Source organism: Flavobacterium ammonificans (assembly GCF_020886115.1).
GTDB classification, from domain to species: Bacteria; Bacteroidota; Bacteroidia; order Flavobacteriales; family Flavobacteriaceae; genus Flavobacterium; species Flavobacterium ammonificans.
On the sequence record NZ_AP025185.1, the window covers coordinates 533,740 to 556,572 of the forward strand.

Annotated in this window: 20 protein-coding genes; 14 read left to right on the forward strand and 6 right to left on the reverse strand. The window is 35.5% G+C overall.

The window, feature by feature from the left end:
- Window positions 1–70 precede the first annotated feature (70 nt).
- From LPC20_RS02370 to LPC20_RS02390, 5 genes are all read left to right on the forward strand, one after another.
- Window positions 71–736: an SCO family protein gene (locus LPC20_RS02370; protein ID WP_229326122.1), complete on the forward strand. Its 666-nt coding sequence runs from the start codon at window positions 71–73 to the stop codon at window positions 734–736.
- A 99-nt stretch (window positions 737–835) separates the two neighbouring features.
- A complete protein-coding gene (locus LPC20_RS02375; protein ID WP_229326124.1) occupies window positions 836–1,072 on the forward strand; it encodes a FeoA family protein in 237 nt (78 codons plus the stop codon).
- A complete protein-coding gene (gene feoB, locus LPC20_RS02380; RefSeq protein WP_229326126.1) occupies window positions 1,072–3,174 on the forward strand; it encodes a ferrous iron transport protein B in 2,103 nt (700 codons plus the stop codon). The genes LPC20_RS02375 and feoB overlap by 1 nt, the downstream gene beginning before the upstream one ends.
- A gap of 73 nt (window positions 3,175–3,247) precedes the next feature.
- Window positions 3,248–5,479 (forward strand): TonB-dependent receptor family protein, encoded by a 2,232-nt coding sequence (locus tag LPC20_RS02385; RefSeq protein ID WP_229326128.1) that lies wholly within the window; start codon window positions 3,248–3,250, stop codon window positions 5,477–5,479.
- Between the two features lie 26 nt (window positions 5,480–5,505).
- Window positions 5,506–5,643 carry a FeoB-associated Cys-rich membrane protein gene (locus LPC20_RS02390; protein ID WP_229326130.1) on the forward strand — a complete coding sequence of 46 codons (138 nt, stop codon included), beginning with the start codon at window positions 5,506–5,508 and terminating at the stop codon, window positions 5,641–5,643.
- Here LPC20_RS02390 and LPC20_RS02395 read toward each other — a convergent pair.
- Both LPC20_RS02395 and LPC20_RS02400 read right to left on the reverse strand, forming a co-directional pair.
- A complete protein-coding gene (locus LPC20_RS02395; RefSeq protein ID WP_229326132.1) occupies window positions 5,640–6,458 on the reverse strand; it encodes a ZIP family metal transporter in 819 nt (272 codons plus the stop codon). The two genes, LPC20_RS02390 and LPC20_RS02395, sit on opposite strands and share 4 nt — an antisense overlap.
- 2 nt (window positions 6,459–6,460) lie before the next feature.
- The gene (locus LPC20_RS02400) at window positions 6,461–7,108 is read right to left on the reverse strand and encodes a metal-dependent transcriptional regulator (protein WP_229326134.1); all 648 of its coding nucleotides are present in this window, start codon (window positions 7,106–7,108) and stop codon (window positions 6,461–6,463) included.
- A 170-nt stretch (window positions 7,109–7,278) separates the two neighbouring features.
- Between LPC20_RS02400 and LPC20_RS02405 the strand changes: the two genes are divergently transcribed.
- The 9 genes from LPC20_RS02405 (at window position 7,279) to LPC20_RS02445 (ending at window position 18,251) form a co-directional block, all read left to right on the forward strand.
- Window positions 7,279–9,243, forward strand: coding sequence for a TonB-dependent receptor plug domain-containing protein (locus LPC20_RS02405; protein ID WP_338083185.1), 1,965 nt, complete (start codon window positions 7,279–7,281; stop codon window positions 9,241–9,243).
- Between the two features lie 41 nt (window positions 9,244–9,284).
- Window positions 9,285–10,430 carry a lycopene cyclase family protein gene (locus tag LPC20_RS02410; RefSeq protein ID WP_229326136.1) on the forward strand — a complete coding sequence of 382 codons (1,146 nt, stop codon included), beginning with the start codon at window positions 9,285–9,287 and terminating at the stop codon, window positions 10,428–10,430.
- Window positions 10,431–10,554: 124 nt separating this feature from the next.
- On the forward strand, window positions 10,555–10,965 hold the full coding sequence (locus LPC20_RS02415; RefSeq protein ID WP_229326138.1) for a BrxA/BrxB family bacilliredoxin: 411 nt from the start codon (window positions 10,555–10,557) through the stop codon (window positions 10,963–10,965).
- Window positions 10,966–11,176: 211 nt separating this feature from the next.
- On the forward strand, window positions 11,177–12,568 hold the full coding sequence (gene trhO / locus LPC20_RS02420) for an oxygen-dependent tRNA uridine(34) hydroxylase TrhO (RefSeq protein ID WP_229326140.1): 1,392 nt from the start codon (window positions 11,177–11,179) through the stop codon (window positions 12,566–12,568).
- Window positions 12,569–12,728: 160 nt separating this feature from the next.
- On the forward strand, window positions 12,729–14,021 hold the full coding sequence (locus LPC20_RS02425; RefSeq protein WP_229326142.1) for a PSP1 domain-containing protein: 1,293 nt from the start codon (window positions 12,729–12,731) through the stop codon (window positions 14,019–14,021).
- Window positions 14,005–14,484 (forward strand): gliding motility lipoprotein GldH, encoded by a 480-nt coding sequence (locus LPC20_RS02430; RefSeq protein ID WP_229326144.1) that lies wholly within the window; start codon window positions 14,005–14,007, stop codon window positions 14,482–14,484. The genes LPC20_RS02425 and LPC20_RS02430 overlap by 17 nt, the downstream gene beginning before the upstream one ends.
- Before the next feature lie 20 nt (window positions 14,485–14,504).
- Window positions 14,505–16,814, forward strand: a complete 2,310-nt coding sequence (locus LPC20_RS02435; protein WP_229327118.1) for a penicillin-binding protein 1A — start codon at window positions 14,505–14,507, stop codon at window positions 16,812–16,814.
- Between the two features lie 42 nt (window positions 16,815–16,856).
- Window positions 16,857–17,555 (forward strand): CoA transferase subunit A, encoded by a 699-nt coding sequence (locus LPC20_RS02440; protein WP_229326146.1) that lies wholly within the window; start codon window positions 16,857–16,859, stop codon window positions 17,553–17,555.
- A gap of 36 nt (window positions 17,556–17,591) precedes the next feature.
- Complete coding sequence (locus LPC20_RS02445) at window positions 17,592–18,251, forward strand: CoA transferase subunit B (RefSeq protein WP_229326148.1); 660 nt, start codon at window positions 17,592–17,594, stop codon at window positions 18,249–18,251.
- 171 nt (window positions 18,252–18,422) lie between these two features.
- Here the strand turns inward: LPC20_RS02445 and LPC20_RS02450 are convergent, their stop codons facing one another.
- The 4 genes from LPC20_RS02450 to LPC20_RS02465 all read right to left on the reverse strand — a co-directional run bounded on the left by LPC20_RS02450 (window position 18,423) and on the right by LPC20_RS02465 (window position 22,822).
- Window positions 18,423–20,024 (reverse strand): fumarate hydratase, encoded by a 1,602-nt coding sequence (locus LPC20_RS02450; RefSeq protein ID WP_229326149.1) that lies wholly within the window; start codon window positions 20,022–20,024, stop codon window positions 18,423–18,425.
- Between the two features lie 74 nt (window positions 20,025–20,098).
- Window positions 20,099–21,538: a nucleoside recognition domain-containing protein gene (locus tag LPC20_RS02455; protein ID WP_229326151.1), complete on the reverse strand. Its 1,440-nt coding sequence runs from the start codon at window positions 21,536–21,538 to the stop codon at window positions 20,099–20,101.
- A gap of 85 nt (window positions 21,539–21,623) precedes the next feature.
- Entirely contained in the window at window positions 21,624–22,097 is a 474-nt protein-coding gene (locus LPC20_RS02460) for a DUF1572 domain-containing protein (RefSeq protein ID WP_229326153.1), read from the reverse strand.
- 11 nt (window positions 22,098–22,108) lie between these two features.
- The gene (locus LPC20_RS02465) at window positions 22,109–22,822 is read right to left on the reverse strand and encodes a 3'-5' exonuclease (RefSeq protein ID WP_229326155.1); all 714 of its coding nucleotides are present in this window, start codon (window positions 22,820–22,822) and stop codon (window positions 22,109–22,111) included.
- Between the last annotated feature and the right edge of the window lie 11 nt (window positions 22,823–22,833).

A 22,833-nucleotide genomic window follows, 5' to 3' on the forward strand; every position in this document is an offset into this window, starting at 1 on the left:
GCTTTTTTTTAATGCTATCGATATGGTAAATGCCTTTATGATTTTCGTATTTTTGTTTCAAATTTTAAAAATGAAAGCTTTTTTACACCATTATCGTTTCTTTTTTATTGGGTTAATCGTTTTTTCGATAATTACGATTTCCTTGTTTTACTCGGCATTAAAACCTGCTAAAACTTTACCTATATATAACCCTGCAGATGTTAATCCAGAATTAGTAGACAGCACGGTACAATACATTAGTAAATACCATACCATTGCTGACTTTTCTTTTGTCAACCAAAACGGAAAAACCATAACTCAAAAAGAGTATGAGGGTAAAATTTATGTTGCCGATTTCTTTTTCACGACTTGTGGTTCTATTTGTCCAAAAATGACCGCTAATTTAGAAGAAGTTCAAAAAGCAATTAGCAACAATCCTAAAGTCATGTTACTTTCGCACACCGTTTTTCCTGAAACGGATAGTGTACCTGTTTTAAAACAATACGCTATTAAACACCATGTCAACGATAGCAAATGGAATCTAGTGACTGGAGATAAAAAAGCCATTTATACTATGGCACGAAAATCCTATTTAGCAGTGAAATTAGGAAAACCGTCAGCACTGTATGATATGGTACATACCGAAAACTTTGTATTAGTGGACCAAAAAAGACGTGTGCGTGGTTTCTATGACGGAACGAATAAAGAAGACGTTCAACGCCTAATTGAAGACATTGCATTTTTGTCGGAACAATAAATCGCATTTTCTCTTAATTTTAGTATAAAAATGATATTTATCATTTGGTTTAGTATTAAAATCTGTACTTTTGCAATCTTAATTCAATCTAAATAAGACTTGCAAACCACATTAAACATACTCAAAAAAGGGGATAAAGCAATTATCAAAGAATTTGATATTGATGCTGTTCCCTTGAAATTATTAGAGATGGGTTGTTTGCCAGGCAATGTGGTTGAATTACTTCAAATAGCTCCTTTTGGCGACCCTTTGTATTTAAACATTAATGGCTCGCATGTGGCTATTCGAGTAGAAACTGCCAAAGAAATCGAAGTTGATTTAATTGAAAACCACTAATGTTAAGTAGTCACAACATCAATGTCGCGTTAATTGGAAATCCTAATGTAGGGAAAACTTCGGTTTTTAACCAACTCACAGGTTTGAATCAACAAGTGGGAAATTATCCCGGAATTACGGTGGAGAAAAAGATTGGGTTTTGCAAATTACCCAATAACTACAAAGCCAATATTCTTGACTTGCCTGGAACCTACAGCTTGAATGCCAGTTCCATTGATGAGAATGTGGTGATTGAGTTATTGTTGAACAAAAACGACAAATTATATCCTGACGTAGCCTTAGTAGTAACTGATGTTGAGAATTTAAAACGAAACTTACTTCTTTTTACTCAAATAAAAGACTTGGAAATCCCCACCATTCTAGTCATTAATATGGCTGACAGAATGAAACATAACGGTATTTCATTAGACATTCCTTATTTAGAAGAAAAGCTACAAACCAAAATTGCCTTAGTGAGTTCAAGAAAAGGAACTGGCATTGAAGAACTAAAACAATTAATTGTCAATTACAAATCGCTCCCAAAAGAGCCTTGTTTAAATGCTTCTTCTATTGATCCTGTCTATTTTGAAAACTTACGCAAAACATTTCCTAACCAATTGTTATACAAATTATGGTTAGTAATTACTCAAGATGTTAATTTCTTGAACTTAGATCGAAATGAAATCCGAAATTCATTTACTAAATCCCATTCGGATTTAAAACGATTACAACAAAAAGAAACCATTAAGCGCTATCAATTCATCAATGATGTATTAAAAGAGGGACTTAAAATTGATACCACTGTTGCCAAAGATTTTCGTTCTGTTTTAGATCGAGTCCTTACTCACAAAGTATGGGGTTATGCGATTTTCTTTTTCATTCTTTTTGGAATTTTTCAATCCATTTTTGAATGGTCTAAAATTCCGATGGATTTTATTGACAGTACATTTGCTTCATTGAGTGCTTTGGCAAGTGACCAATTACCTGCTGGTGTTTTGACTAATTTAATTGCTCAAGGAATTATTCCGGGTATTGGAGGCATCCTAATTTTTATTCCGCAAATTGCTTTTCTTTTTATGTTCATTTCCATTTTGGAAGAGAGCGGCTACATGAGCCGAGTAGTTTTTTTAATGGACAAAATCATGCGTAAGTTTGGCTTATCTGGAAAAAGTATTGTGCCTTTGATTTCAGGAACTGCCTGTGCAATTCCAGCGATAATGGCTACTCGAAATATCGAAAATTGGAAAGAACGATTGATTACAATTTTAGTAACGCCATTTACAACTTGTTCTGCAAGACTTCCTGTTTATGCTATTATTATTGCTTTGGTAATTCCTGATACTCGTGTATTTGGAATCATCAATATGCAAGGATTGACACTAATGTTGTTGTACTTACTTGGTTTTGGAATGGCAATATTCTCAGCTTATATTTTAAATTCGATTTTAAAAATAAAAGGCAAAACCTACTTTGTAATCGAAATGCCTAATTATAAATTGCCGTTATTCAAGAATGTAGCTATTAATGTAATCGAAAAAACCAAAGCGTTTATTTTTGGTGCAGGTAAAATCATTTTAGCCATTTCTATTGTATTATGGTTTTTAGCTTCTTATGGACCCGGTGAAAAATTCAATAATGCTGAAAAAATTGTAATTGAAAAAAACAGCGCTAAACCTTTAGAAGAAACCGAACTACAAAATGCAATTGCTTCGCAAAAATTAGAAAACTCCTATATCGGAATTATGGGAAAAACTATCGAGCCTGTAATTTCTCCTTTGGGTTACGATTGGAAAATTGGTGTAGCGATTATTAGTTCATTTGCTGCTAGAGAAGTGTTTGTTGGAACATTGGCTACAATATATAGTGTAGGAGATAGCGATAATGACACTACCATTAAAAACAAAATGCAAGCTGAAATTTCCCCAGAAACAGGCCAAAAAATATTCAATTTTGCCTCGGGTATATCCTTATTATTGTTTTATGCTTTTGCCATGCAATGCGCCAGCACCATTGCCATTACTAAAAAAGAAACCAACTCTTGGAAATGGCCTTTGGGACAATTAATTTTCATGAGCGGATTGGCCTATCTCGTTGCTTTAATTGCCTATCAAATTTTAAAGTAAAATTTCTTTATTTATATTTTGTCTAAATAAAATTAATTTTTACATTTGCAATGTAGAATTAATCTAAATAAAAATGAAGAATATAATTATCGCCTTAGTATCCTTAATTAGTACAGCTGCTATTGCCCAAAATTTCCCGCTTTTTAGCACTGATACTGTGAACAAACTAGAGCCTGTTGTAATTAAATCCAAACAACAAAGCCCAGAAAGAATGCCAGAGATAAAAGAAAATGTTTTATTCTCAGGTAAAAAAAATGAAGTTTTGAAACTTTCTAACATCAATGGAAATTTCACAACGAATAATGCCAGAGAAATTTTTTCAAGAATCCCTGGAGTTACCATTTGGGAAAATGAGGGATCTGGAATCCAAATTAATGTTGGGGTTCGCGGACTAAGTCCAAACAGAAGTTGGGAGTTAAATACCCGTCAAAACGGCTACGACATTTCATCAGATGTTTTTGGATATCCTGAGGCATATTATAATCCGCCATTAGAGGCTGTGGAAACGGTAGAATTAGTTCGTGGTGGGTCTGCATTGCAATTTGGACCTCAATTTGGAGGGATGTTAAACTACGTTTTAAAAAGAGAGACTAAAAAACCATTTTCTTTTGAAACACAAAATACAGTTGGAAGTTACGGCTTAATGAGTAGCTACAATGCCATTGGCGGAAAACACAATAAATTCTCTTATTATATCTATAATCATTCCCGTAGTGGCGATGGATGGAGAGAAAACAGCGAGTACACTGTTAGAAATACCCATGCATTCGTAGCTTATGATTTTTCTGAAAAAACGAAGTTATCTGCTGAATACACTAATATGGATTACAAAATGCAACAAGCTGGAGGTCTAACCGATAGTCAGTTTAATGCTAACTCTCAACAATCTTTAAGAGAAAGAAACTGGTTCGGTACGCCTTGGAATGTACTTGCCATTAATTTTGACACTAAACTAAACAATCGTTTTTCATCTAATACCAAATTGTTTGGGCTTGTAGGAGAACGTAATAGTGTTGGGTTTACTGCAACTCCCAATGTTGAAGATGTAATTAACCCTGCTACAAATGATTTTGCAAATAGACGTGTTGACCGTGACTATTATAAAAATTTTGGAATTGAAAATCGTAATGTATTAAAATACAAACTAGGTAATAATGATAATAATCTTGCTTTTGGCGCGCGTCTTTATAAAGCCAATACACGTCGTGTTCAAGATGGTAAAGGAACAACTGGAGCTGATTTTGATTTGTCAATTGACGGAAGGTACGGTAGAGATTTAGATTTTACTACAGAAAATGTGGCTGTTTTTGCAGAAAATCAGTTCAAGGTTTCTGAAAAATTCAGTGTTACTCCAGGTGTTCGTTATGAATATATTAGAAATACAGGAGAAGGAAGATTTGGCATTAGTAATGGAAATGATGTAGCTATGCCTGTTAAATCGATAGCAAGAAACCAACCTTTGTTTGGGCTCGGAATGGAATATAAATTTAGAACTACCAATATTTACGCCAATATTACCCAAGCTTTTAGACCTGTATTGTTTTCAGATTTTACACCGCCGGCAGTGACAGATGTCATCGACCCTAATTTAAAAGATGCGAGTGGGTTTAATGCTGATTTAGGATTTAGAGGAACTCATAAAAACTATTTGAATTTTGATTTTAGTTTATTTTACTTAAGCTACAATAATAGAATTGGTGGAATAAGACAATTTATTAATGATGATCCTACTAAAGGAACCTTCTTATTCAGAACCAATTTAGGAGAAACCATTAATAAAGGAATTGAAGGGTTCTTTAATTTGAATGTGACGCGCTTCTTCCAAATAGAAAAACCATACGGTAACTTGGATCTTTTTGCTTCCATTAGTTTTATTGATAGCCGTTACACTGATTTTAGTATTTTCAGCACTACTGGTTCGGCTCCAAATGTAACAATTAGAGAAACCAATTTTTCAGGAAATAGAGTTGAAAATGCGCCGAGATACATTCATAATTTTGGACTTTCTTGGGGAAATAATAACTTTTCTACCACATTACAATACAGAATGTCTGGTAAAATTTTTACAGATGCTAACAATACGGTGGCGCCTTCATCAAACGGGGTAACAGGTATATTAGAGCAGTATCAAGTAATGGATTTCTCTTCTGAATATAAGTTCTTAAAACATTACAATGTTAGAGCAGGAGTAAACAATCTTTTGGATAAAAACTATGCTACAAGAAGAGCAGGAGGATATCCAGGGCCTGGTATTCTTCCGGGAGAAGGACGAACTTTCTACATCTCTTTAGGAATAAAACTGTAATCTTTAACTAAGAAATAGCCAAGAAAATGGAAAACAATATCATACAAGAAATAATTGCTTTCACTTTCTTGGCTATATCAATTGGATTTTTGTTTAAAAAATACTTTTGGAAGAAAAAAAAATCAGATAAAAATTGTGGCAAAGACGATTGTGGCTGTCATTAACCTAAAGCTACATCTAGCATCATCATCACAATAAATCCACCTATAAACCCTAGCGTTGCAATATCTGTATTTTTATCCTGTTGGGTTTCAGGAATCACTTCTTCAACTACTACAAAAATCATAGCGCCAGCTGCAAATGCTAAAGCATACGGCAATAAGGGTGTGAAAAAGGTAACCGCTACGGCTCCCATAACTGCTGCAATAGGTTCAACAATAGCAGAAGATTGTCCATACATAAAACTCTTCCATCGGCTCATTCCCATTCGGCGTAAAGGCATAGAAACGGCAACTCCTTCTGGGAAATTTTGAATTCCAATTCCAATCGCCAAAGTCAAAGCGCCCGCAATAGAAGCTTCCGGAATTCCGGCTGCCACACCTCCAAATAAAACACCAACTGCTAATCCTTCAGGAATATTGTGTAAGGTAATTGCCAAAACAAGTAAAGTGGTTCGTTGCCAAGGTGATTTCACCCCTTCGGTTTCCTGAAAATTAATGTGTAAATGAGGCAAGACTTTATCCAAACCAAAAATAAATAAGGCGCCTAGAAAAAAACCTATCGAAGCAGGGATAACTTTAGCAAATCCTTCTCCTCCACTCATTTCGATAGCAGGCGCTAATAAACTCCAAAAACTGGCAGCTACCATAACGCCGCCTGTAAAACCAAGCATTCCATCTAAAACTACTCTATTCATTGTTTTAAAAAAAAGAACAAATGAAGCGCCTAAAGCAGTTAAAAACCATGTAAATAGCGTAGCATATAAAGCCGCTAAAACCGGATCAATACTTTCAAAAAAATGAATTATATCTTCAAACATACTTATTGAACATAAAGATTAGTTGCAATTTTATTCGATATTGTTAACTCTTTGCCATCCAATTCGATAACAATTGAGTTGTCAAAAGATTCTTTTTCCAAAACCTTGATATGAGAACCTAAAGTAATTTTTTGTTTATTCAAATATTGTAAAAATTCTACCGAAGAATCTTTTACGCCAACGCACAGAAAGAGTTTTTGATGTGCTACTTCTGACAATAATGATTTATTAATTTTTCGAATCTCTCCTTTTTGATCCGGAATAGGATCTCCGTGAGGATCTGTATTTGGGAAGCCTAAAAACGCATCGAGCTTGTTAGTTAATTTTTCTGATTTTATATGTTCTAATTCTTCTGCAATGTCATGAACTTCATCCCAAGAAAAACCTAGTTTTTCTACTAAAAAAACCTCCCATAATCGGTGTTTTCTAACAATCATTTTGGCTTCTCTAAGCCCCGTTTCAGTTAACGTTACTCCATAATATTTTTGGTGAGAAACCAAATTCTTTTCAGATAATTTTTTTACCATATCCGTCACCGAAGAGGCTTTAGTATTGAGTACAATTGCAATCGCATTCGTATTCACCCCTTTTGGTGTACTAGATGATAAATGGTAAATCACCTTAATGTAGTTTTCTTCAGAGCTAGTCATTGAACAAATTTTTATCAAATTTAAAAAATTATTTTAGATTAATTAAAATTATTTTTAGATTTACCTAAAAATTAGATTTCAATTTGATGAAAAAACTATTGTTTTTTATTGTTGCCTTTTCTACTCAACTATATAGTCAAACAACTGACACCGTTGCAAAAAAAGAAAAAGTGAAACTAGAGCTCGACGAAGTGGTTGTTTCTGGTACGCTTAAACCAATGCGGAGATTACAAACTCCTGTCCCAGTAGAAATAATAACAGCTACATTTTTAAAACAAAATCCTACCGCAAATATCTTTGATGCATTACAAAATGTAAATGGCTTGCGTCCGCAAAACAATTGTAATGTTTGTAATACTGGCGACATTCGCATCAATGGTTTAGACGGTCCCTACACGATGGTAACTATTGATGGCATGCCCATCGTGAGTGCCTTAGGAACAGTTTACGGCTTATCCGGAATACCCAACTCGATGATTGATAGAATAGAAGTGGTTAAAGGCGCTGCCTCAACTTTATATGGAAGTGAAGCGGTCGGAGGATTGATCAACATAATTACCAAAAGACCAAAAACGGTTCCAACTATTACAGCCGATATTTTCTCCACTTCCTGGTTAGAAACCAATATCGATTTAGGGTATAGAGCTAATTTTGGCAAAAAAGTAGATGCGCTAATTGGAGTAAACTATTTTAAATACAACCATCCTGTTGACAACAATAATGACAATTTCACCGACCTCTCCTTGCAGGATCGAGTTTCACTATTTTCAAAATTAAATTTTAGCAGAAAATCTCAAAAAGAGCTCAGCTTGGTTTCTCGTTATTTATATGAGGACCGATGGGGCGGTGAAATGCAATGGAATAAAGGTTTTAGAGGAGGAAACGAAGTATATGGAGAAAGTATTTATACTTCTCGTTACGAATTTCTTGGGAAATATGAACTCCCTGTTCAAGAAAAAATGTATTTCCAATTCTCAATTATTGGTCATGATCAAAATTCTGTATATGGCAATTCTACATTTCTTGCTAATCAAAAAATTGCTTTTGGACAATTCCTTTGGGATAAGAATTGGAAGAACAATTCATTTCTTTTTGGAAGCGCCTTCAGATACCAATACTATAATGACAATACGCCTGCTACTAACAACGCGAATCATTCTAAAATTTACAGCCTATTTGCACAAGATGAAATTACTTTTTCAGACAAAACAAGTACTCTCCTTGGACTGCGTTATGATTACAATTCAGCACATGGCTCTATAGTAACCCCTCGTTTTGCTTTTAAATACAAGCCCACTCCCAATGATATTTTACGATTCAATTTTGGAACCGGTTTTAGAGTAGTTAACCTTTTTACCGAAGATCATCAAGCATTATCTGGAGCGAGAGATGTCATATTGACCTCTAATCTTGAGCCAGAAACATCGTATAACGTAAATTTTAACTACCTGAAAAAATACAGCTTAACAAATGCTGGAGTCATTAATTTAGAATTTTCTTCTTGGTACACCTATTTTACGAATCGGATTTTTGCCAATTATGATTTGAATCCCGATCAAATTGTATACGATAATTTGAACGGCTATTCTAAAATTTTTGGGCTTAGCTCAAATGTAGATTGGATCACACCATTCGGTCTAAAAGCCAGTCTTGGCGCCAGCTATTTTGATCCTTTAACAATGCAAGACGACCAAAGATTTGTACCCCTTTTTACAGAAAAATTTTCGGTTAACTGGGCTGTTAGTTATGAAATTCCGTCTTGGCATTTAGCCATTGATTACACTGGAAATCTTACTGGGCCAATGCGTTTGCCTCTACTTGGTCCACTTGATCCTCGTCGAGAAACTTCTCTTCCATTTAGTATCCAAAACATCCAATTTACATTTAAAAAAATTCATAATTTGGAAATCTACACGGGGATAAAAAATTTACTAAACTGGACGCCTAATCGCAACAATCCGTTTTTAATTGCTCGTGCCAACGATCCTTTTGACAAAAATGTGCAATTTGATCCTAATGGCAATGTGGTACCAACTGTTGACAATCCTTATGGTTTGACATTCGATCCAACTTATGCTTATGGCCCTAACCAAGGGATTCGCTTTTTTGCTGGACTACGATTTCATATTGACTAACATTTTAATCTTATCTTGTTTTTATTACTTATTTTTGAAACATGAAGCAATACGACTACATTTTTACTGGCTCAGGCTTATCCGCTTTAATGACGGTATACAAAATGATTCTGTCTCAAAAATTTCAAACCAAAAGTATTTTGCTTTTGGACGAAAACGCAAAACAAACTAACGATCGAACTTGGTGTTTTTGGGAACAAAAAGAAACTCTTTGGGAAAACTCTATTTCAAAAAAATGGAATTCGGTGCTGTTTGCCAATGCTGATTTTAAACGAAACTTAGAATTACACCCCTACCAATACAACAAAATTCAGGGATTGGATTTTTACAACCAACTATTGGAATTGATTGTAAATCAAAAAAATATTGATTTTGTCCAAGAAAAAGTCCTTGCAATAGAAGAATCAGAAAGTATTGTTTTGGTAAAAACCGAAAGTCAAAGTTATTCTTGTAGCCAAGTTTTCAATTCGATTTACAATCCTTCATTAGTTACCAATCAGTCGAAATATCCTTTGTTGCAGCAGCATTTTGTGGGTTGGTTTATTAAAACCGAAAAGCCAATATTCAATCCCGAGCAAGCTACTTTCATGGATTTTTCGGTGGCGCAAAAAGGAAACACCCGTTTTATGTATGTTTTGCCTACTTCAGAAACCGAAGCCTTGTTGGAATACACTTTGTTTTCAAAAGACTTGCTTTCAAAAGAAGAATATGAAACCAAAATCGAAAATTACATTCAAAAATTAGGTATTCAAAACTATAAAATTGTTGAAAAAGAGTTTGGGAATATCCCTATGACTTGTTACCCTTTTTGGAAACACAATACCCAAAATGTAATTAATATTGGTACCGCAGGAGGTTGGACCAAAGCCAGTACAGGCTTTACCTTCAAAAATTCCGACCAAAAATCAACTGAATTAGTTTCGTTTTTAGAAACTCAAACCGATTTTAGAAAGTTCCATAAAAAGACTAAATTCTGGTGGTACGATTTGCTTTTGTTAGACATTTTAGACCAAAAAAATGAAACAGGAGCTGCCATTTTTTCTGCCCTTTTTCAAAAAGGAAATGCAGCACTTATTCTTAAATTTTTGGATGAAAAAACTTCGTTTTGGGAAGATTTACAAGTCATTTGGAAATGCCCAAAAGGACTTTTTATCAATGCTTTATTAAAACGACTATTCCGATTTTAATTTAGCTATTCAACGATAACAAATCTTTATGATTTGATTACTTCTTTAGACCAGATTTCTATTTATCTTTGCCTAAGATTTTTTGAATCAAATATCGTATATCATTAATTTAATATAAATAATTATGTATCCAGAAGAAATGGTAAGACCAATGAAAGCGGAATTAGTTGACGCTGGTTTTCAAGATTTACATACTGCTGAGGCTGTTGAAAACGCCATCAAAGGAGCAGGAACTACTTTAGTAGTAGTGAATTCTGTTTGTGGTTGTGCTGCAAGAAACGCACGTCCGGGAGCAAAAATGAGTTTAGAAGGTGCTAAAAAACCAGATCATTTGATTACGGTTTTTGCAGGAGTTGATAAAGAAGCAGTTGATGCAGCGCGTCAACACATGTTCCCTTTTCCTCCATCTTCACCAAGTATGGCTTTGTTCAAAGACGGTGAATTAGTTCATATGTTAGAGCGTCACCATATTGAAGGTCGCCCTGCTGAATTAATCGCAGAAAACTTACAAGACGCTTACGCAGAGTTTTGTTAAACTTACCGCTAAGTCGCTAAGTCAGAAAGAAAATTATTTACCGCAGATTCGCAAATTACAATCTTCATAAAAGAAGAAAATTTGCGAATTTGCGGTTTTTTTATGGTCCTTTGAGAAAAATCTTTGTGTGCTTTGTGGTTAAATACTATCTTTGCACATGAGTTCTTCCATTTAGAACTCCTACATAATTTCTCACTTAAACGTTTATAGCATGCAACTGTACAACACCTTAAGCGCAGAAGAAAGAGCCGAGCTGATTGATCAAGCTGGCAAACAAAGACTTACTTTGTCTTTCTATGCGTATGCCAAAATTGAAGACCCTAAAAAATTTAGAGACGATTTATTCGTTGCTTGGAATGCCCTTGACGCCCTTGGCCGAACTTATGTAGCCAAAGAAGGAATCAATGCGCAAATGAGTGTTCCGGCCGAAAATTTTGAAGCCTTTCGCGAAACTTTAGAAGTCTATCCCTTTATGCGCGGCATTCGTTTGAATGTAGCCGTAGAACATGACGATCACTCCTTTTTAAAATTGACGGTGAAAGTTCGCGACAAAATTGTAGCCGATGGATTAAACGACGAAACCTTTGATGTAACCAATATTGGCGTGCATTTAAAAGCCAAAGAATTCAATCAAATTTTAGAAGATCCCAACACCATTGTAGTCGATTTTAGAAATCACTATGAAAGTGAAATTGGTCATTTTAAAGGCGCCATCACTCCCGATGTGGAGACTTTTAGAGAAAGTTTGCCTATCATCAACGAGCAATTGCAAGACCATAAAGAAGATAAAAACTTGGTGATGTATTGCACGGGCGGAATTCGTTGCGAAAAAGCATCGGCATACTTCAAGCACCAAGGTTTTAAAAAGGTATTCCAATTGGAAGGCGGAATCATCAACTATGCTAAGCAAATCCAAGAAGAAAATCTAGAAAGTAAATTCATCGGAAAGAATTTTGTTTTTGATCATCGCTTAGGCGAAAGAATTACTGATGATATCGTTTCGCAATGCCATCAATGTGGAAAACCTTGCGACAATCATACTAATTGTTCTAATGATGGCTGCCATTTATTATTCATTCAATGCGACGACTGTAAAGCCGCTATGGAAAATTGTTGCTCATCTGAATGTCAAGAAATTACCCATTTGCCTTTAGCCGAACAAATAAAATTGCGTCGCGGAAAACAAGTTGGAAATAAAGTATTCCGAAAAGGAAAATCAGAAAATTTAAAGTTCAAACATTCGGGTGACCCGAGAGCTATGCTCGAACAGGCGAAGCAACTTTCTGATACGGCATTGGCTACAGCTTCAAAATCAAAAGATATTCGTCAAAAGATTAAGATAAAAAAAATACTTTTAGGCAAAGTAGAACACTATTATGTGAAGGCACAAGTAGGTCTTTTTGTAATTGAAAACAACGAATTAAACGTTGGAGACACCCTATTTATTTCAGGTCCAACCACTGGAAATCAAGAATTAGTTTTAGATAAAATGTTGGTCAACGGAAGTGAAAGCACTGTTGCTAAAACAGGTGATAAAGTAACTTTTGAAGTCCCATTTAGAGTGCGATTATCGGATAAATTGTACCTTAAGTTACAAAATTAAAGCTATTTATTTTTCAATATAATCTATCCCATTTCGTAACTGAAATGGGATTTTTACTTTAACAAAAACCCTATAAAACTTAAAACTAAAAAATACTATCTTTACACCTTATTCGTTTTATGAACTTAAGTTGCATTCATTGCAACACTACATATAAATTATGGCATGTACAAGTTGTTCAACTTCTGATGGTGGTGCACCAAAGGGTTGTAAAAATAATGGGACTTGCGGCACCGATAGCTGCAACAAATTAACCGTTTTTGACTGGCTTTCTAATATGAGCGCCCCTAACGGCGAAGCTCCATTTGATTGTGTGGAAGTCCGTTTTAAAAATGGAAGAAAAGAATTTTATCGCAATACAGAAAAATTGACTTTAAGCATTGGTGATATTGTTGCAACTGTAGCCTCACCAGGACATGATATCGGAATTGTTACTTTAACTGGCGAATTGGTTAAAGTACAAATGAAGAAAAAAGGAGTCAATCCTGAAAGTGCTGAAATTGCTAAAATATACCGAAAAGCCTCTCAAAAAGATATCGATATTTGGTCGGCAGCAAGGGACCGTGAAGAGCCGATGAAAGTGCGTGCACGTGAATTGGCTATTCAACAAAAATTAGAAATGAAAATTTCGGATATTGAATTTCAAGGGGACGGCTCAAAAGCTACTTTTTATTATACCGCAAATGACAGAGTCGATTTTCGTCTATTAATCAAAGATTTTGCTAAAGAATTCAACACGAGAATTGAAATGAAACAAGTTGGTTTCCGCCAAGAAGCTTCTCGTTTAGGAGGCATTGGTTCTTGTGGAAGAGAATTGTGTTGTTCTACTTGGTTGACTGATTTTAGAAGTGTCAATACTTCAGCAGCTCGTTACCAACAGTTGTCATTGAATCCGCAAAAATTAGCCGGTCAATGTGGAAAATTAAAATGTTGTTTGAACTATGAGTTAGATACTTACATGGATGCCTTGAAAGATTTTCCTGATTTTGACACTAAATTAGTGACTGAAAAAGGGGACGCTATTTGCCAAAAACAAGATATTTTCAAAGGTTTAATGTGGTTTGCATACACCAATAATTTTGCCAACTGGCATGTATTAAACATAGAACAAGTTAAAGAAATTGTTGCCGAAAATAAATTGAAAAACAAGGTGTCTTCATTAGAAGATTTTGCCATTGAAACGGTTGACGAACAAGAAAAAAACTTCAACAATGCGATGGGGCAAGAAAGTTTAACTCGTTTTGACCAACCTAAGAAAAAGAAAAGACCTAACAAAAAACCGAGACAAGCAGTTGAAGGAAATACAGGAAATAATAGACCTGCTAATCCTAACAACAATAAGCCTTCGGGAAATAATAACAGACCTAATAATAACAAGCGTCCGAATCCAACCCAAAAAAGTGGAGAGCCGAGAAAACCGATAATTATTACTAAAAATGAGGATAAAAAATAGTCTTGTTTTTCTTTTAATGGGAATTCTCTTTTTTTCATGTGATAAAAAAAGAGTTTTTGACGAATACCATTCGGTTGGAAGTGCCTGGCACAAAGACAGCACGGTTACTTTTCAATTGCCCAAATTGGATTCGACTAAAAAATACGATTTGTTTGTCAATTTAAGAAGTAATGACAATTATCCGTTTAACAATTTATTTTTGATTGTGGCGTTAGAATTACCCAACGGATTTACCAAAGTAGACACTTTAGAATACCAAATGGCTAATCCAGACGGAACACTTCTAGGCGAAGGATTTTCTGATATTAAAGAGAGTAAATTGTTCTATAAAGAAAATGTAAAATTTAGAGGAAAATACAAAGTATCCATCAAACAAGCGGTTCGTGAAACAGGCAAAGTCCCTGGAGTAGAAGAGCTTGAGGGAATTACAGAAGTAGGGTTTAGAATAGAAAATAAAGAATAGAAAATTATATTATGGCTATTATTAATCGTAAAAAAAATCAGGTTCCTGATTCTGAAAAAGACATTCAATATTATTCCAAATTATTTTGGAAATATTTCTTTTATGGTTTGGGAGGCATTGCCTTATTTTTCCTATTTGCTTCTTGGGGGCTTTTGGGTTCTATGCCTTCATTTGAAGACTTAGAAAATCCAGACTCTAATTTAGCAACCGAAATTATCTCTGCTGATGGAGTGGTTATTGGAAAATATTTTGAAAAAAACCGTTCCCAATTAAAGTATTCTGATTTGCCTAAAAACTTAGTGCAAGCGCTTGTAGCAACAGAAGATGCTCGTTTCTATGATCATTCTGGAATTGACGGTAGAGGAACATTACGAGCTATTTTAAGCTTTGGCACGTCTGGTGGTGCCAGTACACTAACCCAACAATTGGCAAAACAATTATTCCATGGTGAAGGGTCTAAATTCTTACCGTTCCGAATCATTCAAAAAGCTAAAGAATGGATTATTGCCATTCGTTTAGAAAGACAATATACCAAAAACGAAATCATTGCTATGTATTGCAATGTGTATGATTTTGGAAATAATTCTGTAGGAGTCAACTCGGCAGCCAAAACCTATTTTTCGAAAGAACCTAAAGAATTAACTATTTCCGAGTCGGCAATTTTAGTGGGAATGTTTAAAAATTCAGGGCTTTATAATCCGGTTAAAAACCCAGAAGGCGTATTTAATCGTCGCAATGTGGTATTAAAGCAAATGGAAAAAGCAGAGATTATTACCGAAGCCGAAAAACTAAAATTACAAAGTTTGCCTATCAAATTGAACTTCAAATTAGAAAGTCATAAAGATGGAACGGCTACTTATTTCCGAGAGTATTTGAGAGAATACATGAAAAAATGGGTAGAAGAAAATAAAAAACCAGATGGCTCAGATTATAATATTTACAGAGACGGTTTGCGTATTTACACTACTATTGATTCTCGTATGCAATTGTATGCTGAAGAAGCCGTTGAAGCTCATATGGCAAATATGCAAGAAGAATTCTTCGAACAAGCTAAAGATAATAAAAACGCTCCTTTTGTGAACATTTCTCAAGCCGAAACGGATCGTATTTTAAAGAAAGCTATGAAGGCATCCGCACGATGGAATATTATGGAATCCAACGATAAAAGTGAAGAAGAAATCATTGCTTCGTTCAAACAAAAAACCAAGATGAAAGTCTTCACTTGGAAAGGAGAAAGAGATACCATTATGACGCCTTTGGATTCCATTCGTTATTACAAACACTTTTTACAATCCGGTTTAATGGCAATGGAACCTCAAACGGGTAACATTAAAGCTTGGGTAGGTGGTATCAATTACAAATACTTCCAGTACGACCACGTAGGACAAGGAGCAAGACAGGTGGGGTCTACATTCAAACCGTTTGTTTATGCAACAGCAATTGAACAATTGAACATGTCGCCTTGTGATTCTATTTTGGACGGCCCTTTTATGATTCGCAAAGGAGAACATAATGTAACTGCTGATTGGGAACCAAGAAACTCCGATCAAAAATACCGCGGAATGGTTACTTTAAAGAGAGCTTTGGCTAACTCTATTAATACCGTTTCAGCGAAATTAATTGACAAAACAGGACCTGAAGCCGTAGTAGAATTAACGCATAAGTTAGGAGTGACTTCTGAAATTCCTGCACAACCTTCAATTGCTCTTGGCGCAGTCGAAATTACAGTGCAAGACATGGTGGCTGCTTACAGCACCTTTGCCAATCAAGGTGTCTATGTCAAACCGCAATTTTTAAGAAAAATTGAAGACAAAAGCGGTGTTGTTCTTTACGAACCTGTTCCAGAGTCGCATGATGTGTTGAATAAAGACATTGCATTTGCAGTTATTAAATTGTTAGAAGGTGTAACCGAAGGTGGTTCTGGAGAACGTTTACGCACCGAAGGTGGTGGAAACGGAGACAACCGTTGGACTGGTTATCCGTACATGTTTAAAAACCCAATTGCTGGTAAAACAGGAACAACTCAAAATCAATCCGATGGATGGTTTATGGGAATGGTGCCTAATTTAGTAACCGGAGTTTGGGTAGGTTGTGAAGATCGTTCGGCACGTTTTAGAAGTTTAACCTATGGTCAAGGAGCTACTTCTGCCTTACCGGTTTGGGGCTATTTTATGAAAAAATGCTACGAAGACGAAACGCTCAACGTGTCAAAAGAAAATTTTGACAGACCCGCTAATCTTGGAATAAAAGTAGATTGTTATTCTAAACCTAGTGCCGTCGTAAAAGACAGTACTGATGTAGAACAAGATACTGAAGAATTCGAATTATAGAATTTATAAGGTTATACATTACAAAAAGTAATATCATAAAATATGATTAACAAAAAAGTAGCTAACGTAAATCAAGCTCTTGAAGGAATTCAAGACAACATGACTCTTATGCTAGGTGGCTTTGGATTGTGTGGTATTCCAGAAAATGCAATTGCCGAGCTAGTAAAAAAACAAACTATAAATCTCACCTGTATTTCCAATAATGCTGGAGTAGATAATTTTGGTTTAGGTCTTTTATTACAAAACAAACAAATCAAGAAAATGATTTCTTCCTATGTGGGAGAAAACGCCGAATTTGAACGCCAAATGCTTTCGGGCGAACTCGAAGTAGAACTCATTCCACAAGGGACATTGGCAGAAAGATGCCGGGCAGCACAAACCGGAATTCCAGCATTTTTTACTCCTGCTGGATATGGAACCGAAGTTGGAGAAGGAAAAGAAGCGCGCGAATTTAATGGAAAAATGCATGTTTTAGAACACGCTTTTCAAGCTGATTTTTCTATTATAAAAGCATGGAAAGGAGACACTGCCGGTAATCTTATCTTTAAAGGAACGGCGCGCAACTTTAATCCGTGTATGGCAGGTGCCGCAAAAATTACCATCGCCGAAGTGGAAGAATTAGTTGAAGCTGGAACTTTGGACCCTAATCAAATTCATATTCCGGGTATATTCATACAACGTATTTTTCAAGGGGAATTGTTTGAAAAAAGAATTGAACAACGAACGGTAAGAAAAAAATAATTTGAAAATTATTCAATTTGAAAATTTGAAAATAAAATGGCACTAGATAAAAATCAAATCGCAAAAAGAATCGCACAAGAAGTCAAAGACGGCTATTATGTTAACTTAGGAATTGGAATTCCAACTTTGGTGGCAAATTATGTTCGAAACGATATTTCGGTTGAATTTCAATCAGAAAATGGTGTTTTGGGCATGGGGCCTTTCCCATTTGAAGGCGAAGAAGATGCTGATTTAATCAACGCAGGAAAACAAACCATCACCACACTTCCCGGAGCGAGTTTTTTTGACTCGGCATTGAGTTTCGGAATGATTCGTGGCCAGCATGTTGATTTAACTATCCTTGGCGCTATGGAAGTGGCTGAAAATGGGGATATTGCCAACTGGAAAATTCCAGGAAAAATGGTCAAAGGAATGGGTGGAGCAATGGATCTAGTGGCCTCTGCCGACAATATAATAGTAGCCATGATGCACGTTAACAAGGCAGGCGAAAGCAAAATTCTTAAAAAATGTTCGTTACCACTTACAGGCGTAGGTTGTGTCAAAAAAGTCGTAACTGAATTGGCGGTTATGGAAATCACACCAAAAGGGTTTAAACTAATCGAACGCGCACCAGGTGTAAGCGTAGAACATATCATTGCATCAAGTGAAGCTAGTTTGATTATAGATGGGGAGATTCCTGAAATGAAAATTGACTAACCTTAATGAACTGTTGATAAGGTTGATGTTTCATAAGAAGTAGCAAAAGATATAAAGTACAAACCCGACCAACGCCCAAAAAATAAAAACCTGCAAGACAATTATGCTTTGCAGGTTTTGTATTTTAAACCTACAAGGTTTTGGAAACCTTGCAGGTTAGGTCTTTTTAGATTACAAATTCTCAAAGAAGTCGTTTCCTTTATCATCGGTAATAATGAAGGCTGGGAAATCTTTCACGGTAATTTTACGTACCGCTTCCATACCCAATTCTTCAAAATCCACTACTTCTACTTTCAAGATATTGTCTTGTGCTAAGATGGCCGCTGGACCACCAATAGAACCTAAATAGAATCCGCCATAGGTTTTACAAGCATCCATTACTTGTTTGGTACGGTTTCCTTTGGCCAACATAATCATACTTCCACCTGCTTTTTGGAACTCTTCTACATACACATCCATTCTTCCAGCCGTGGTAGGTCCAAAACTTCCTGATGGCATTCCGTCTGGAGTTTTAGCCGGTCCTGCATAATAAATCGGATGGTTTTTAAAATAGTCTGGCATTGGTTTACCCGCATCCAACAATTCTTTGATTTTGGCGTGAGCGATATCACGCGCTACAATCAAAGTTCCGTTTAACTTCAATCGGGTTTTGATTGGATATTGAGACAGTTCTTTTAAAATATCCGCCATTGTTCGGTTCAAATCTACCTCAACTGGCGCTTCCAAATGCGGTGGCGTAGCCGGTAAAAATTGCTTTGGATTGGTTTCCAATTGCTCTAAGAAAATACCATCTTTGGTGATTTTTCCTTTAATATTTCTATCCGCTGAACAGGATACTCCTAAGCCAACAGGACAAGAAGCGGCGTGACGTGGCAAACGAATCACTCGCACATCATGAGCAAAATATTTTCCTCCAAATTGCGCTCCAATGGAACTTTCTTGACAAAATTCTAGTACTTTTTTCTCCCATTCTAAATCACGGAAAGCTTGACCTGACATGTTTCCAGAAGTGGGTAAATTGTCAAAATAACCTGCTGAAGCTTTCTTTACAGCTGCTAAATTCGCTTCGGCAGAAGTTCCCCCAATTACTAAAGCTAAATGGTAGGGTGGGCAAGCCGAAGTACCCAAATCTTTGATTTTTTGACGAATGAAAATCTCCATCGATTTGTCGTTCAGCAGTGATTTTGTTTGTTGGTACAAAAACGTTTTGTTCGCTGAACCGCCTCCTTTTGCTAAAAACAAAAACTCATAAGAAGCTCCTTTTTTTGCATAAATATCAATTTGAGCCGGTAAATTCGATCCTGAATTTTTTTCTTCAAACATCGAAATTGGAACAATTTGAGAGTAACGTAAATTCTTATTTTGGTAAGTATTGAAAATTCCTTTTGACAACCATTCGGCATCATCGGCTCCAGTGTATACGTTTTCGCCTTTTTTAGCCATTACAATCGCTGTTCCGGTATCTTGACAAGAAGGCAACTGCCCTTCTACAGCTACTACTGCATTTTGCAATAAATTGTAGGCCACAAAACGATCGTTGTCTGTCGCTTCAGGATCGTTCAAAATGTTGTTTAACTTTTGCAAATGTGAATTTCGCAACATAAACGACACGTCGTTCATGGCTTCTTGCGCTAGCAATTCCAATCCTTTTGGATCAACAGTTAGAATTTCTCTGTTACCTAACTGTTCTAGTTGTACAAAGTCGGAAGTTAATTTTTTGTATTGTGTATCGTCTTTCAAAATCGGATACGGGTCTTGATATATAAAGTCCATGTAAAGGTTATTTTAGAAAAGTAAAGTTACGAATAACCCACAACGTTTCCAAAACCTTAGACGAGTTATCCGTTTTAAAAAAACCAGCTTGCTACCAAAATCGCTGTAATGACACAAATCAAATCTACCAAAAGCATAGTGCTCAAAGTATAACGGGTGTTTTTTACTTTAATCGAACCAAAATATACCGCAATTACATAAAAAGTTGTTTCCGCACTACATTGAAAAATAGAACTCAATCTGCCCGTAAAGGAGTCTGGTCCAAATGTTCGCATAGCGTCGATCATAAATCCTCTAGAGCCTCCAGAACTAAAAGGTCGTAACATGGCTACAGGAAGCGAATCGGTGATTTGCTTACTAACGCCAATATTAGAAAACACAAAAGAAATTCCGTTACTGATGATTTCAAATAAACCACTATTTCTAAAAAATGAAATCGCTACCAACATACCCATTACATATGGGAAAATAGTAACACCTGTTTTTAGTCCATTATTAGCTCCTGTTACAAAAGTGTCAAAAATAGTAGTGTCATGAGCCACGAATTTTTTCTCGTTTATAAACGAAAAAACCAAGGTAAAACCAATAATAGCCACCAACATTAAACCTGAAAGATTAGAGGTAAAAAAGTTTTTACCAATTAAATCCAAAGTATTAATGTAAAACAAAAGACCCACAATTCCTGCAATAATTGTCATTAAAGCGACCAACAAGGAAGCGCTTTTAAAATTCACCTTTTGGCGAATGCCGACAATCAAAAACGCAGCAATAGTTCCAATAAAAGAGGTCAATATACAAGGTAACATCACGTCGGCTGGATTAGCGGCATTTTCAGCAGCACGATAGCCAATGATAGAAGTAGGAATTAAGGTCAATCCTGCAGCATGTAAACACATGAACATAATTTGTGCATCGCTGGCTTTGTCTTTTTCTGGATTTATAGTTTGCAAACTTTCCATTGCTTTTAAGCCAAAAGGAGTAGCTGCCGAATCTAATCCGAGGAAATTAGCGGCAAAATTTAAGGTCATATACGAAATCGATTCGTGGTTTTTTGGAACGGATGGGAATACTTTAGCAAACATCGGGCTCAATTGACGGGCTAATTTTTCGGCAGCACCAGAAATAATCAACAGTTCCATGATACCGCAAAAGAACGCCAAATAGGCAATCAATGGAATAATCAAGTCCAATAAGCTATTTTTACAAGTAGGCAATAAACCATCTGATTTTTGGACACCACTATAGATTTTAACCGTTTTATTTTGGAAAACATAAGTAGTGTCGGCATTAATGGTATCTCGATTGACAACCATCGTTTGTTCAGGAGCATTCTTGATACTATCTTTCACAAAAGCTGGAACTTGCTCAATGTATTTTTCTGAAATTAAAATGGGGTCGTCTTTTTTCCCATTCAACACGTGGTCGATAGTATAATTACCACCTGAAAACAAACTAAAAACTACAAAAGCAATGGAGGAAATAAAAATAGCCAACCAAAATCTACTTAATACCATAATTTATTTTTTTTGTAAATGTAATAAATCAATTGTAATGACAATTTCAACGGCAACCTCTAATTACAATATCAATATAAAATTGTTATTCCCCTTTTTGTCGTATCAATTTCTTAATCAACGATATTTGCCCTAAATGATAATGTGAATGTTCAATTATTCCCAATAAATTCCTGAAATAATTTCCATACTTTTCTTCAGAAAACACATCATATAATTTCAATTCATCTAGTTTTTCAATCTCTTGAGCAAATAATTCAGCTTCGTCCAATACTTTTTGAACTAATTTTTGCCAATCTTCATTAGAAGTAATTGGAGGACAATCAAAACTATACTTATCACTCGCAATTAAAGGTTCACCTTGTAAAACTTTTAAAACAGGGTTTACATAATAATTGATATGAAATAGCAATGTAGCAATAGTGTTGAAGTCATGTAATTTTGTTGTTGCTTCTTGCCAAGTCACATCAGCCAAAGAATCTTTCAGATTTACAAAAGTCCAGTTACCCCCAAAATGAACGTCTCTAAAATGTTGGGCTAGTTGTTTCGTTGTATTCATACATTATTAAATTAAACATGAATAATCTCGTCTTCAATTAATAAATCCTCCCGTCTCAAACGAAGAAAAATTTGTGCCACAGCAATCGTGTCTTTTTCGCAATAGGTTACAATTCGGTCGATATCTTTTTCTACATAAAAAACATGTCCCACCTGACTACCATCAATATCGCCTTTTGAGGAAGGAATTCCCAATACTTTACACATCAATTTTAAGGAGGTGAAATGTTTGTAATCGCCAAATTTCCATAACTCCAAGGTATCCAAATGCGGAATTTCCCATGGTTTTTTGCCAAATAAATTCAGCTTATTCGGAATCGGAATTTGATTGATAATCATGCGGCGCGCTAAAAACGGAATGTCAAACTCTTTAGCGTTATGACCACATAAAATATGCTGGGCTTGATTGAAATGATTGTTCAACAAATTATTAAAATCGCGTAAGATTTTCTTTTCGTCGCCAAAAAAAGACGTCACTCTAAAATTACGAACATCACCTTTAATTACAAAATACCCCACTGATACACAGACAATTTTTCCAAACTCAGCCCAAATCCCTGCGCGGTCATAAAATTCCTCAGGGCTAAAGTCTTCTTTACGTTGGTATTGGGTTTTGTGTTCCCAAAGATCTTTCATTTCGTCGTCAAGCGAATTAAAATGTTCTTCTTCTGGAACCGTTTCGATATCTAAAAAGAGAATATGATTCAGGTTAATTTTTTCGATCATTGGGATATATG